Genomic DNA, 13,707 nt, shown 5'->3' on the forward strand with positions numbered 1-13,707 from the left:
CGCGAATCGCCTGTCGACGATGCTGATTGGTTCCTCGCTGGGAGGGTGCTGGCAAAGACCGGTTGGGCCGAAGCAAATCGAACCCAACGTTTCTTCAGAGGTGGTTTAACTAGATTCTGCCGAGAACCAGTAGAATCAATACGATGACCAGTACCAAACCTAAGCCGCCGCTGGGTCCATAGCCCCAGGAACGGCTGTGCGGCCAAACCGGGATTACGCCCAGCAGCATCAGGATCAGTATGATGAGTATCAGTGTGCTAAGTGACATGGTAGTGCTCCTTATGGAGTGAGGACGTTAACTTGAGACGGCGTAAAATTGTTTGAACTAAACACACTGCTTAGCGGTGTATTAGGCCCAACACCCCCACAACGATCAGATAGACCGCCACAAAATAATTTAGAAACCGGGGGACTATTAAAATCAAGATCCCGATTACTAAGGCCAATAAGGGTTCGATTGCCAGATTCATGATAAACCTCCTCGAATAGTGGAGATTGGAGCTTAACGCCAAGTGCCTGTTGGGTCTGTACGCTATCGCACACACCTGTTTCAGGTCGCACTTGCCGTTCCTTATCGGCTATTAACCGAAATCTCCTTATTTGGGAAAAATCCCTATGCCAAGCGTCGTAGCATTTCGACGGGAGCCGCCGACAAATCCGGGCCCGCAATTACTTATTGCAAGCCGAGGCTTGGTCGAGCATATCGAAAGCAGAACTGTTCCCAGGTGATCAGACGATATCCGGGTTTAATTGCGAATGACCGAAGTTCGTTCGATGCTTCAAACTCAGCACATAATCAGCATTTTTTATAAATTTTGTTGCTCTTTAAGCAGCCGACTGATTGTCCCGGCGCAACGACAAAGGCGGTTTTGCAAAACTTATCGAAGGTGACTTACTTTTATTGGTTAAAAAACAACAAGATGAGGCAACGCTATGGTTAATTTCATTTGCTGCCGGGCCTTGTTTTATTTAGGCGCGATTTCTGCTTAGAAGGTTCGTGCGTTTTTTCCAATCCCGTAATGGCGATATGAAACCGCACTTTGCAATCTATTTATGATTTACAGGAATTGACATGTTGAAACACCGGGTATTGATCATTTTCGGCTTTATCACGCTATTAGCCGGATGTTATGGTTTCCATCTGCCGACCAGTTTGCCCGATCCGAAGTTGCGTAACCTATTGACCACGAAATTGGCGAATCTGAGTGCGGTAGTGGATCAATATTTTAACGATCTACATGAGGCGCCTACCGGCAAGGACCCCAGCAGCCTGCTTAAGGAAGCCACCCACCACAAGCCTGAGCTGTTGGCCGACGAATTCGAATCCTATGTCCTAAAAGTGCAATATCAAAGCCCCTATGCAGTACTACTGTTGTGCACCTTAGACGAAACTCAAGCCATTATGGAAGACGCGGGCTGTTCTGTCGGCGTTGACCGCCAGGTAACTCAACAGCCAACCCCTTGCAAATTTACGCTACGTGTCAGTGAAGGATGCAAAGTCAAAGGTGCGGATAAAAAGCGGTAGGCGTCGGAAATTATCCCGACGAGTGCTTGGCTCGCGCGTATCGTTTTTAAGCACCCAAATAGCGGTGAATTTCTGACAGGGTAAGCTCGCCGGTTCTTGCCGTCGGGCCGCCGGCGGACGCCTGCCCAATAAACGCGGAATATTGCTGAACGAAGCTGCGCAGTAGTGCGGTCATCGGTTTGTCGGCCGGCACCTTGCGCACAATAGCGCGCTGTATCTGTTGTTCCAGTAGTATCAGTTGCCGTTCGGCGTAATGTAGGCAGCGCTCGCGGGCGGCGTCCGAATAGGCCGCAATAATGGCCAGTACCGGTGCGAGCGGCCATATCATTGCCGAATTTTGCTCGCCAAATTGCCGCAACGCCGCCGGATTGGCGAGCAATTCCGCATTCAGTGACGCAAACAAGGCATCGCCCCACAGCTGTTTTTCCCGCGCCAAATCGTTGCGCCGCAGTTGCAATGCCTCACGATAGCCATCGTCGTTGACGCGGCGATTGAGTACCACCTTAGCGTAGTTATCCGGCACCGGACCCTGCACGATACAAGCCGCGTCATAACGCCGGCCATTGAGTACCAGATGCTGCAAATCGTCCGGGTAGAGCGCGTCGAACGGCACCATGTCGCAGACTGCCGGTTTGCGGTCGTTATATACGCCGCATTGATTGTCTTCGGCCAAAGCCGGGCAGCGCGCCAAGGTTTCGTAATCGACCGCCTGGGTCATCAGCGCCAGTCGATAACGCTGCTCGCGCGGCAAGCTGAACAATTGCTGTTCGGCCAGTCGGTCAAACGCTGCCGCATCGGTGTCGGATAAAACATAGCCGGCGTAAATGTCGCCGGCCCGCAACGACGGCACGCCGCGCAAATTTAAAGCCCCGATAAACCGGTCCTCGTGATGCAATAGTTCGCCGATACTCATCAGCGGCGGGCTGTTGCAACATTTGCCGCAAGCGTTGCACGAGAAGCCGATGTCGCCGGCAACAGGCGATGCCGCAGCCATTGTAAACTCGGGTTTGCCCATTACCATACCTCGAAGGCGGCGACCGTTTCGGCAGTCTCGCGCATCACGGTGCGAAAGCCGATATGCGAAATCGGCAAATTAGCCTCGTGAGCTTCCCGTGCCGACGGTCGGTAACGTACGCAGAAGTCGCGGCCGCACAAATGCGATCCGCCTTTGACCACCATGGCGCGATTCGCAGCGGTATCGGCGGTATTAGCCAGTACGGCGTGCGATGGGGTATATGGATCTTTGGTTTGTTCCCAAGCGTTGCCGATCATGTCGAACAACTGCCAGGGATTGGCGGCAAAGCAACCGACCGGCGCCAGCCCGCTATAGCCGTCTTCCGCCAGATTCTGTTGCGGAAAACTGCCTTGCCAGAAGTTTGCGAGCGGTTGATTTTGCGCATTGCGCGGTTCGTGTTCCAATTCGCCGTCCTGACGATGCGCCTTGGCCGCATATTCCCACTCCCGTTCGGTCGGCAGGTCGCGACCCAGCCACTTGGCGTAGGCGAGAGCGTCGTTAAAGGTCACCAGGGTTACCGGACGATTGCCGAGCGGCGTGCTGCCCGGACCGGACGGATGTCGCCAGCTGGCGCCCGATTGATAGACCCACCAGGCATAAGGTCGTTGTTGTAATTCCTGTTGACTGGGTTGATGAAACACCACCGCCCCGCCTTCGCGTTCTGCCTCGCTGACATAGCCGGTTGCCTCGGCGAAGCTGGCAAATTGCGCCACTGTGACTTCGGTTTGATCGATCCAGAACGTCTGTGTTTGTGCCGGCAATTCCGGCTGTTCCTCTTCGTAGCCTAGGCGAGTGCCTAAAGTAAAGCCTCCGCCTTCGATGCGGACCATACCGCTACGTGGGTTACGCTGCCAATCGGCCGGCAGTCCGGAATAGGCCTCGCAGGCCTGCCGGCCACCGAGAATCGGCATCGACGGGCTTGCGGAAAGCGGTTGCAGATTGGCATAAGCGATTAACCCGAGAACGGCAAAGCCGGCGCAGGCTGTGCCCGCGCCGGCCAGGGATTTGCTGGTCAAATCCATGCCGCCGACCTAGTAATAACCCAGCGGACGCTTAGGATTGACGCCTCCGGTGCTGTACAGATAGTCTTTCCATTCCAGATACAGATCGTTAACCACGTCCGGATGTGCGGCCGACACATCTTTGGTTTCGGCGCGATCGGCTCCGATGTCGAACAATTGCCAATGGCCGTCGGCCGGACCGTAAGGCGGTTCCACCCACAAGGCCTTCCATTGACCTTTCCGCAAATAGGCGCGGCCATATTGCTCTTCACCCACTACGTCGTTGTGAATCGGACTATTGCTGGTGCCGGCCAGTTGGCCAAGGAAGGATTTACCGGTAATCGGGTAAACGTCTCGACCGTTATAAGACACCAACGGCAGATTGTTGACCCCGACATTGGCCGACGGTACGCTGGGTTGGGGAATGCCGGCCAGTTCCAACAGCGTCGGCACTACATCACGTACATGGGCGAAGTCGCGCAAGGTTGGCTGTTGTTGGGTTTGACCCGGCAAATGCACGATAGTCGGTACCGAGGTGCCGCCTTCCGTGGTAAAGCCTTTACTCAGGCGGAATGGCGTGGCCCCGACTTCCGCCCAACGCAGCCCGTACTGAATGTTGGTGCGATTAGCAACCGGGAACAAGGCCTGATCTTTACCGAGATTGGCAAAGTTGTTGAAGTTGGTCGTATCCTGCGCATCGGAAATCGGCCAGCCTTCGGCGCCGTTGTCGGAATGAAACACGATAAAGGTGTTGTCGTATTGACCGATGTCCTTAAGATGTTGAATCAACAGACCGACGTTGTAATCCAGATTGGATACCATACCGGCATAGACTTCCATGTAACGCGCCTGCGTTTTTTTCTGCGCCGTACTCAAGCTGTTCCAGTCGCGATTGACCTTGCCCGCACCGTGATCGACATTCTGTAGATTGCCGGTCTGTACCGTATCGGCATTAATGTAACTGGCATTGGCGGTACCGTTATTGGCGGTGGCCGGCGATGCGCTGGTGGCGTCCGGCAAGCGTTGGCTGGCAACTGTATAGTCGTTCGGCAGTAAACCCAATTGCTTTTGCCGCAGCAGGCGGCGATTGCGCACCGCTTCGTAGCCTGCGTCATAGAATCCGGCATACTGGCTTAACCAGGGCTCAGGCACCTGCAGCGGCCAGTGCGGCGAAGTGTAGGTGGCAAACGCGGCAAACGGTTTACCGTCGCCGATGTTTGCGTCGATGTACTGAATCAGTTTTTGCGTGTAGGCGTTGGTGTCGTACCAAGGTTTGCCGTTGGCATCGGTCGCCGGAATCCCCACGTATTGACCATTTTCGGTATAAGTCCTGGCAGTCGCCAGATCGTGACCGAAGTGATTACCGGTAGCTCCGCCCAACAAAGTAAACGAACGTTCGAAACCCCATTGATCGGGCGTTTTATTGATTGCCGGGCTAACGGTTTGCGCGCCTGGCGTTAACGAACCCAAATGCCATTTGCCGGCGATATAGGTATGGTAGCCGCCGTCTTTCAACAGTTCCGCGACACTCAGCGCCCGGTTGTTCAGGTAACCTTCGTAGCCTGGCAGACCGCGACGTTCGTCGTTCGGCGCGCCCATGGTGCCTTCGCCGACCAGGTGATGATCGGTGCCGGTATACAGCATCGAGCGAGTCACCGCGCACACGGTGGATGTATGGTAGTTGGTCAGCACCCGGCCGGTCTTGACCAGCTGATCCAGGTTGGGCGTGCGGATTTCGCCGCCGAATGCGCTCAAATCGGAGTAACCCAGATCGTCGGCAACAATATACAAAATATTGGGTTTTGAAGCGGCTAGCGGACCTTGGACCACTGCTTCCACGGATATCGGGGCAAATGCGCTGCCCAGTATGGAGGTACTTAATCCGGCGGAGATCAGCGTGCGAGCAAAATTCGGCACGCTGCGTTTGTTCGAATTGACGGTAGGCATAAACAAATCCTGTTATTAAATGATATGAATAGATGAACGGCAGTATGTTGGAGCGCTCGGGATTCAGCCACGGCTGCCGCGTTTACCTAACGCGACACCGAACATGCCCATAACAGAACCGAACAACCACACCGCACCCGGAACCGGTACCGCGGCGACGTTAAAAGCTGACACCGTCGTGACCGATGAACCGTATAGACCGTCAAAGGTATTGGCGTTAAAACCGAACACGTCGCCGGCGTTTACGCTGAATGTCGTGCTGCCGGATTGGGTGGAAACCGTAAAATCCTGGTTCGGATCGATCAACGAGGTAAACGCGCCGTTTAGCACGTAGCCGAACGCATCGGTGCCCGACTCACCCCACAAGTCGTTAGTTACGTAAGACCAATCGAACGATACCGTTGCGGCGTTGACAGCGGCTATGGTAAACAACGTATCCCCGGCTATACCGGCATTGCCGCTGGTCAGCGTAATGGAACCGGGAGCCGCGCTCAGGTCCACCGCGCCGCCGCCGGGGTTGCTGATCGTCCAGTTAGCCGTGTCGTATGCCCCGACGAAATCGGCGGATGCATTGGCGGACATAGCCAAGGCCAGTATCGCCGTAGAAAGCTTCAAAGCGTTTTTTGCGTTCATATCGTTCTCAGTTGTAATTTTGATGACATCCCTAATTTGGTCGTGAGCAACAACGCCGGCCAAATTCAAGCAAGCAGGCGCCTGTAAACTGTGCGCGCCGGCTCGAAACCAAGATTGCAGCTAACGTGCCAACGGAAACGTGCAGAAAATACGTGCCTTGTGGCAGTTGGCGGATTACCTATGTGTTGAATACGCAACGCATTCTGCTGGAAAGCTGTTGCTTATTCAGCAGCCAGAGGGATTAATGAGGATGAGCTGGAACGGTTCGATTAGCCGCTTTAAATTCGCGTTAGCCGGGAAAATAGTTGCCAAATTAATCTAATCAGATGATCTAAGCGCATAGGGGCGCCAACTGGGCACTTCGGCGAATAGGCGGCTTGCTATCTCTTACCAGCGTTTTGTCTCGCCAATGGACTTGCTGGGTATGGCATTCCTGGCAATTGTTTTCATACAGCATGGCACCTCGGTTAGTTGCGAGTTCCGTATTGCCGTTTGACAGCGCTGGATTTGCCGATTGATGTGCGCCTGTTTACTTTATCGCCCGCGCTTAATTATCTGCAAGGCCAATGTTCCGTCAGCGCATGATAGACAACTTTATCGGGTGCGAGTTTGATTTTATCGGGATGGCTGAGCATGTAACTATAAACAACCGATTTCACCTCGTAGGCGCTGATACCGGTATTTTTGGGATAGCACACTGTTGGCGGCACAGCGCCGGCCAACATATCCAATGCCCCCATCAAATAGCCTTTGGCCATGCCGCCTTCGTAGGTTTCGATGCCGTTCATGTCGTTTTCCAGCCATCGCAACAGATCGGAACCGGAAAAGAAAACGGCATGGGCCGATGGGGAAGCCCAAAGCAAAACGATGGTAAGCAGTATTTTCATAACCTAGCCTTCAAGCGATCTAATTCAAATCCAGACGCTGGAATGGGTCCTGCCGATAATACAGTTGCAATTGCCGATAGACGTCGGCGAAATGCCGATAAAGCACCTCAGGCGAGCAGAAAAAATATTCGCTGATGACTGCAAAAAATTCCGCCGGACTGCTTGCGGCACAAGAATTGATCATCGTGCACTGCTTATGCTCCAAGCGTTGCAGGATGTCTTCGTAGGCCGCACTCATCGCGGCTGTCCATTGCGGCACCGACATCTGATAATGCAGCGGCGGATAGCCGTTGGTACTTCCATTCAACCCGTCGAGCTTATGGGCGATCTCATGAATCACAACATTTCGACCGGAATGATATTCCCGAAGATCCTGCTCAATATCGCCCCATGACAGAACGATAGGGCCGCGGGACCAACATTCGCCGCTCAAGACCTTTTCCTGCCGATGCACTACCCCGGCACTATCGGTGGTATCCCGGCTGATTCGAAACGCATCCGGATAAACGATAATGTCCGACCAACCCGACAAACAACTTAGGCCCAGTCGCAAGACGAGCAAACAGGCTTGACTGGCAATACTGACGCGCATACGGTCGGTTACCGCTAGCCCTTGCGCGCCAATTAGGTTTTTTTCACGCAAAAACAAGGTGGCTAGTTCTCTAAGATGGGCTTTTTCGACTGCCGTCAATCCTTGGAGTACCAGTAAGGTTTCGGCAAACTCAAACCAGAGTGCATGTGGAATCGGATAGCGGTGCAGAATATAGCGAATGCGAGCCCGTTTAAAAATGTTCAAGCTTAGGCCAAAATCACTGCAATGATGCCGGTCATGAAGATACCGTCAAAAGTGCCGGCTCCGCCGATCGACGCGACCGGAACGCCCAGGCTGCCGACGTCGTTCAGATGCAATACATCGGCGCCGATCAATACACCCAAGACACCCGCGATATAGGCCAGATGAGCCGCATGTTCCGAGTCCAATATCAGTGCCAACACGGCCGCCACCAAGGGAGCGACGAAAAGCGGCATCCCAAAACCCACGCCCGGAACAGGACGGCTCAGCCGGTAGCTTAATGCGGTAACGGCGGTGAGTGCGATACCCAATTTAAAGGGATCAACCATTTGCAATGAGATGAAATAAAGACACAAGCCCACCGGAATTACACAGCCGCCGACATTGACAGCGATGACCGTGCTGCCTTCACGCGCCGGTTGAAACAATTCCCATACCGGTTTTCTCCCTGGTAACGTCACCAGATGCCCGGTTTCCCGAGTCTTCATCTTAAAAATCGGTAGATTGATACCGCTGCCGGCTAAAGTACCTAGCAATACCATCAGCGTGGCATGAGGCGTCAATCCAAGCTTGGTAAAAGCAATCTCAAAAAACTGTACCTGGATCATGGCGACCAGCAGCATCGACATCACCAAAAATATTACCAATGTTACGACGGGCATGAGGTACTCCTAAAGGGCGGAGGAAAGGTTTGAAATGGTCTAATAATCCCACACGTCTAAAGGCTGAATTTATCTGCCAGCAGAGGTTTTCATCGAAATGGATATGCTTTTGCGAATTTCGTAAAAGAGTTCTTCCTCTTGTTTTTGTAGCTCCGCAATCAATTCAATTTCCGGAGCTTTGATCTTTTCCAGTAACACTTCCTGCGGGGTAGACACAGGCGCTTCCCATGTAAAAAAGGGCGAGAAAGTGAAATCCTCGCTAACCAGCAACGCTAGAACGTTTTCCGTTTAAATCTCGACACTAAAATCAAACTTGCCGAGGCCGGATGAAATTCTTCAAAAGTTATGATGGCATAAGTACTCAGCGAACTTGCGGAAATTTTCATGATCGCTTTTTTACCCGATGCAGGCGTTTACCGTAGTTACCGTAGCCGCTTTCCTGGCAAGACTCCACAACAGCTCGAGTGGCTCGAGCTGGACGCCTGATGGCAATTGGCCGAACCCGAACTGGAAAACTTAACAATCTTCCATCCTACAATTCGCCCTCTTACTCAGGTGTAACAGACAAGGTGTAAGGTTTGATAATTGTTTGTAAGGGGCTAGCAATTCCATTCTGCCAAAATAGCTGTTGATCGCGATAATGCGGCGATAAGGGATGCCCGGACTGTCCTCCTGGCATATGAAAGATTGCATCGTCCGGATGGGCCGGCGAAAGCACCAGCCTTTCGCTGGCACCGTGACCGTTATCCATCACTCTGACACATACGCTGGCGCAACCATCGCTGGCAAAAGCCGGCATATCCAAAACATTGCCTAAAAAAGGCGCTACTCTGCTGAAGGGATGCTGCAAAGTCATGCCGTGCGTTAGGCCCCAGCTTAGGTTCCTCAAATCCGTGTCCGGATATTGCCTGTGCAACTCCTGGCGAGTTTGGCGGACGGTATCGGTAATCATCTGCCGCCAGTCGTCATGATAACGGCTGCTCAGCATACCGGCCGGCCGCTGCGTAAGCACCTGTCGTAGCGGCGTTTCCATTTCCCGCCAGGCGTAATGGAAATCGGGATCGTGCGCGCGGCAAGCGGCCACGACCTTGGCAAATACCTGTTCCGCCAAACGTTTTCTAAATTCTTGCAAAAATGCGGCGCCGACGCTGCTGGTCCGCATCTGCCCATCCCAAGCCTGCAAGGCAAGTTTCACTTCTTGTAGCTCGGTATCCTGGGTATTTAAGCCGCCCATCTCGGCCAATGCCAATTGACGATAAAAATCCAAGGCCCCGCTGCGGCTATCCAGTTGAATAGCCAATAAATCCGGTTCGGTTAAGCCCTGGCGGCCGCGCAATAGTTCGGCGATGCGAAATGCACGATAGCCTAGTGCCCAGTTGTGGGCGATGACATAAGGGTATTCGCTGCCTAAGGTCCTATTATTGGCCGTGGCAATAAACCCCTCGGCCGGATCCAATAAGCGCGGCAATTCTTCCGGGGGGATATAACCCCGCCACGCCGGACCGCCATCGGCCCAGGAGCGGCTGGCTAAGCCGTCGAAACCGACTCGTTTCGGAAAACGCCCCATGTAAGTCCAACCGATATGGCCTCGCCGGTCGGCGAACACCACATTCTGCGGCGGACCGCCCGCGGCATTCATGATAATCATGGCCTGTTGGGTGCTACGTGCACTATCCATCTCCAGCAAGCCCAGGTCTACCGCGTGCGGTTCCAGCGCTGCCCACTTCACCGCAACCGGCCGGCCCAGCAACAGCTGATCGGAAACCGGTCCCCAGATTGTGTCTTGTAAGCTCATTTCGACATCGGCCGCACCCTTCACTTTTATGGTTTCTATGTGGCCGGTGAAGTCGCGCCAGCCTTGCGGCGTCCGGTAATGTTGGGGATTAGCGGGATCGATATCCAGCCGGACCAAATCCACCAAGTCGGCGGTGACGTTGGTAAAGCCCCACGCCACATCGTCATTGCCGCCAACGACTACGGCGGGCAGACCGGGCAGCGTAACGCCGTAGATATGTCTGTCTCCATACTTCAAATCCGCGCGGTACCACACGTTGGGAACGCCCAAACCCAGATGCATGTCGTTCGCCACGATGGCTCGGCCATCCACCGTTTTGCTGCCGGCCACTACCCAATTGTTGGAACCGGCAACCACATTCTCGGCATCGACGCGGTTGTAAGCCAGATCTGCGTCAACATTCGGCAAAGCCGCCAGGGCTTGCACCGGGATGGTTTCGCTGAAACGCCGCGAACTATTACCACCAACCAACACAGTGGCGAAAGTATCGGTATCGGGCGTCAAAAACGTTAACAAATCGGCCGGCAGGGCTTGTTCCATCACGCTCACCATACGTTCGTCCTGCTCCTGGCCGTTCAAGGTTTGGAACATCCCCAACGCTACCAAAATACTGTCCTCGGCTCGCCAAGGTTCCGGGCTATGCCGCAATACCAGAAATTCCGGTGGCAACACACGGGCTTGCAGTATATAGGCGTTGACGCCCTCGACATAAGCTTGCAGGGCCTGCCGCTGCCCTGCGGGCAAATCCTTGACGATGGTAGCGGCGGTTCGGGACAGCTGATAAGTCCGTTGCTTGCGATCCAGTTTAAGTGCCGATGCGCCGAACAATTCCGCCAGACGGCCGGCGCTTTTGCGCCGCATCAGTTCCATTTGAAACAAGCGGTCGCGCGCATGAAGATAACCCAGGGTACGAAAGGCATCCTCTCTGCTGTTGGCGGCAATGAACGGCACGCCCAGGGTATCGCTCTGAACGCTAACGGCGGCTGTCAAACCGGGCAGTTTCAGTTCGCCGTTCTGTTTCGGCAACGAGGCGGCCAGCGTCCAGTACATCAGGCCGGCAACTGCGATTAGCAAAAAAATGACGGATAAGAAAACGGTTCGTGTTTTCGGCATAGGTCAACTCAAAAATTGTTTGTTACTCGGAATATGCGCGTTTATTTCAAGCGCACGCCCTTACAAGGTCGGCCTCGATAGCGCTACTCCCAGGCAACACCGGACAGCGTAATCCAGCTATCTTCGACCATGATTTTGATCGCATCCTGCGGCAAAAATGCAATCCACTGCAACACATTTTCGCCCGGTAGATTCGGCAGTGGCGTACACCACTTAGTCGATAATTGCTATAAACATCACAAATCGGCTGTCGGCTATTTAGCCTGTAACAAAGTTGTCATAGAGGATGGCTACATTGGCAGCCTATCTACCGCTCCCTGTATTTATGAAAATCAGTCACATCTCCAAGCTCATCAGCTTCTCGTTGATCGTCATTCTTCTTGGCTTTTTGATTTCGGTAAGCTGGTCGCTCAGGCATTTAAGCCACTCATTCGCCACGGTGGAGTTTTTTGGACAGCAAAAGGCTATTTTCTATACTCAAATCAGTCAGCCGATTTTCGCTTATCTTGCTAGCGGCGAAACGACTTTGCTGCACGACATAGAACATAACGCCCAACAAGCTATCGAGAATGTGCAAAAAAAAGCCGATCTGTCCGGTGATGTGAAAACCCCGTTTATCGCCTTGCTGAATGCCGTGCTGCAATCCATCGGCGTCGAATTGACTTCAGCGGGTAAGTTGGCCGATCCTCAGGTCCTGCTGCTAAATAATGAGCACCAATTATCCGTTCATCTACAGACCTTACTAAATTATGTTGCCCAAGCGCATTCAGCCCCGCAAACGGATAAGCAAAACTATTGGCAACTCCTGGGGCAAATTCAGGGATGCTTGTTTAACCTGTCCAAAGCCAGGCAAAGTTATTTTACCGCGGGCAAAGGGGCATCACCCGAGCAAATTAGTCGCAGGCTGCAAGACATGCTGGTCAAAGTGGAAGAGCTGAAAAAGCTGCCGCTATTGGGGGTAATGAGCAAGCAAAAGCGCGATTCGGATGAATTCAGTCTCGGAGAGATTAAATCCTCTTTAGCCGAAGATATAGCGATTGAACCTCTTAGCGAAATTGCCGGACTTACCCAGCGATATGGTAAAGAGCTGGAAAATGCACAGCGGCTATATCGGCAAAAATTGGAAAGTCAGGCCAAAATCGGTCGACAAATGCAGGAACTACAGCAGAAGTTAACGGTGTTGGAAGCGGATGTTACCAAGGATTATCAATTCTATGAACGTACGCTATACATCATCATAGGCGTCTGCGCCCTGTTGCTAATCGTTATCAGCACTATGATGATTGCGTTAAAACGGCATTTAGCCGCCGCCATCAGTCAAATCAGCGACTATATCGATAAATTGGCCAATGGCGATTTACGGATAGCCTTTGTATTGCAAAGCAAAATCAGCGAAATACAGACGCTCACGTATTCTCTGACAAAACTGCATAATTATTTCAACGAATTAATTGCAAGCATCAATCACGAATCTTCGGTGCTCGATAACTACGGACAAAATATCCTGCTGGTTGCGCAAAGTCTGGAGAACATTATTGCCGATCAGCAAACGGCAACCGAAGCAGCCGCCTATCAAATGCAAGAATTGTCCAGTTCGTTCAGGCATGTTGCGCAAAATGCCGCCGAATCCAAAACAGCAACGACTTTGGCACGCAACTTGACCGATCAGGGGATGGAACAAATGCAAAACACCCATCAACATGTCATTTTTCTGGTACGGGAGATGGAGGAAACCGCGGCGGCCCTGACCTTATTACAAAACGATGCGGCGGCCATAGAAAATGTGTTGGGCGTCATTCAAAGCTTTACCGAGCAGACTAACCTACTGGCTTTAAACGCCGCAATCGAAGCGGCCCGGGCCGGCGAGCACGGGCGGGGGTTTGCCGTTGTGGCCGATGAAGTCCGAAAACTCGCCACGCAGACAGCGTCTTCGGCGGATCAGATTCGGTCCCTGGTGGAAAAACTGAATCGGGCAACGAATAACACCGTTACGCTAATGGCGAGTCAGCAAGCCGCCGTGCGCAATACAACCCAAGCGGTCGAAACGGTTCATCAAGTTTTTAGCGGTATCAAGGAATCGATCAGCCATATTTTCAGTCAGAGCCATTCCATTGCCACAGCATCCGAGCAACAATCCCAAGTAAGCGAACAAATTGCCGGCAGTTTCCTGCACACTGCCGATCTGGCCAAGCAAACCTCCAGCGAAGCGCAAAGTAACAAGCTCAGTGCCACCGCTATCTCTACCGTGAATGCTAAATTACAGCATTTGATTTCCCAATTTAAAGTGGCTTGAAAAACTTGCGCGGACAATACGAACCTCTTAGCGGCTAATAACA

The 13,707-nt window shown here is 52.9% G+C and carries 13 protein-coding genes; 2 read left to right on the forward strand and 11 right to left on the reverse strand.

Features of this window, described 5'->3' with window-relative positions; all coding sequences use genetic code 11:
* Window positions 1-109: 109 nt before the first annotated feature.
* Together ACH50O_RS07150 and ACH50O_RS07155 are read right to left on the reverse strand one after the other, a co-directional pair.
* Window positions 110-268, reverse strand: a complete 159-nt coding sequence (locus tag ACH50O_RS07150; protein ID WP_446811331.1) for a DUF3309 family protein — start codon at window positions 266-268, stop codon at window positions 110-112.
* A gap of 70 nt (window positions 269-338) precedes the next feature.
* A complete protein-coding gene (locus tag ACH50O_RS07155) occupies window positions 339-470 on the reverse strand; it encodes a DUF3096 domain-containing protein (RefSeq protein ID WP_301938338.1) in 132 nt (43 codons plus the stop codon).
* Window positions 471-1,072: 602 nt separating this feature from the next.
* Here ACH50O_RS07155 and ACH50O_RS07160 point away from each other — a divergent pair.
* A complete protein-coding gene (locus ACH50O_RS07160) occupies window positions 1,073-1,525 on the forward strand; it encodes a hypothetical protein (RefSeq protein ID WP_446811332.1) in 453 nt (150 codons plus the stop codon).
* Between the two features lie 46 nt (window positions 1,526-1,571).
* Here the strand turns inward: ACH50O_RS07160 and ACH50O_RS07165 are convergent, their stop codons facing one another.
* From ACH50O_RS07165 to ACH50O_RS07205, 9 genes are all read right to left on the reverse strand, one after another.
* Complete coding sequence (locus tag ACH50O_RS07165; RefSeq protein ID WP_446811333.1) at window positions 1,572-2,519, reverse strand: YkgJ family cysteine cluster protein; 948 nt, start codon at window positions 2,517-2,519, stop codon at window positions 1,572-1,574.
* 20 nt (window positions 2,520-2,539) lie between these two features.
* Window positions 2,540-3,562: an SUMF1/EgtB/PvdO family nonheme iron enzyme gene (locus tag ACH50O_RS07170; RefSeq protein WP_446811334.1), complete on the reverse strand. Its 1,023-nt coding sequence runs from the start codon at window positions 3,560-3,562 to the stop codon at window positions 2,540-2,542.
* Between the two features lie 9 nt (window positions 3,563-3,571).
* A complete protein-coding gene (locus ACH50O_RS07175) occupies window positions 3,572-5,488 on the reverse strand; it encodes an arylsulfatase (RefSeq protein ID WP_446811335.1) in 1,917 nt (638 codons plus the stop codon).
* A gap of 63 nt (window positions 5,489-5,551) precedes the next feature.
* Window positions 5,552-6,121, reverse strand: coding sequence for a hypothetical protein (locus ACH50O_RS07180; protein ID WP_446811336.1), 570 nt, complete (start codon window positions 6,119-6,121; stop codon window positions 5,552-5,554).
* A 551-nt stretch (window positions 6,122-6,672) separates the two neighbouring features.
* On the reverse strand, window positions 6,673-7,008 hold the full coding sequence (locus tag ACH50O_RS07185; protein WP_446811337.1) for a Rap1a/Tai family immunity protein: 336 nt from the start codon (window positions 7,006-7,008) through the stop codon (window positions 6,673-6,675).
* Window positions 7,009-7,027: 19 nt separating this feature from the next.
* Window positions 7,028-7,804, reverse strand: a complete 777-nt coding sequence (locus ACH50O_RS07190; protein WP_446811338.1) for a M90 family metallopeptidase — start codon at window positions 7,802-7,804, stop codon at window positions 7,028-7,030.
* A gap of 2 nt (window positions 7,805-7,806) precedes the next feature.
* Entirely contained in the window at window positions 7,807-8,463 is a 657-nt protein-coding gene (locus ACH50O_RS07195; protein WP_446811339.1) for a DUF1614 domain-containing protein, read from the reverse strand.
* A 69-nt stretch (window positions 8,464-8,532) separates the two neighbouring features.
* On the reverse strand, window positions 8,533-8,679 hold the full coding sequence (locus tag ACH50O_RS07200; RefSeq protein ID WP_446811340.1) for a hypothetical protein: 147 nt from the start codon (window positions 8,677-8,679) through the stop codon (window positions 8,533-8,535).
* 331 nt (window positions 8,680-9,010) lie between these two features.
* Window positions 9,011-11,371, reverse strand: a complete 2,361-nt coding sequence (locus ACH50O_RS07205; protein ID WP_446811341.1) for a penicillin acylase family protein — start codon at window positions 11,369-11,371, stop codon at window positions 9,011-9,013.
* Window positions 11,372-11,696: 325 nt separating this feature from the next.
* On the opposite strand from ACH50O_RS07205, the gene ACH50O_RS07210 reads away from it, so the two are divergent.
* Window positions 11,697-13,664, forward strand: coding sequence for a methyl-accepting chemotaxis protein (locus ACH50O_RS07210; protein ID WP_446811342.1), 1,968 nt, complete (start codon window positions 11,697-11,699; stop codon window positions 13,662-13,664).
* Window positions 13,665-13,707 lie beyond the last annotated feature (43 nt).

Source organism: Methylomonas sp. 2BW1-5-20, from assembly GCF_052474515.1.

Coding starts and splice junctions, on each gene's coding strand:
- ACH50O_RS07150 (WP_446811331.1), bottom strand. CDS start 268: ATGTCACTTAGCACACTGATACTCATCATACTGATCCTGATGCTGCTG.
- ACH50O_RS07155 (WP_301938338.1), bottom strand. CDS start 470: ATGAATCTGGCAATCGAACCCTTATTGGCCTTAGTAATCGGGATCTTG.
- ACH50O_RS07160 (WP_446811332.1), top strand. CDS start 1,073: ATGTTGAAACACCGGGTATTGATCATTTTCGGCTTTATCACGCTATTA.
- ACH50O_RS07165 (WP_446811333.1), bottom strand. CDS start 2,519: ATGGCTGCGGCATCGCCTGTTGCCGGCGACATCGGCTTCTCGTGCAAC.
- ACH50O_RS07170 (WP_446811334.1), bottom strand. CDS start 3,562: ATGGATTTGACCAGCAAATCCCTGGCCGGCGCGGGCACAGCCTGCGCC.
- ACH50O_RS07175 (WP_446811335.1), bottom strand. CDS start 5,488: ATGCCTACCGTCAATTCGAACAAACGCAGCGTGCCGAATTTTGCTCGC.
- ACH50O_RS07180 (WP_446811336.1), bottom strand. CDS start 6,121: ATGAACGCAAAAAACGCTTTGAAGCTTTCTACGGCGATACTGGCCTTG.
- ACH50O_RS07185 (WP_446811337.1), bottom strand. CDS start 7,008: ATGAAAATACTGCTTACCATCGTTTTGCTTTGGGCTTCCCCATCGGCC.
- ACH50O_RS07195 (WP_446811339.1), bottom strand. CDS start 8,463: ATGCCCGTCGTAACATTGGTAATATTTTTGGTGATGTCGATGCTGCTG.
- ACH50O_RS07205 (WP_446811341.1), bottom strand. CDS start 11,371: ATGCCGAAAACACGAACCGTTTTCTTATCCGTCATTTTTTTGCTAATC.
- ACH50O_RS07210 (WP_446811342.1), top strand. CDS start 11,697: ATGAAAATCAGTCACATCTCCAAGCTCATCAGCTTCTCGTTGATCGTC.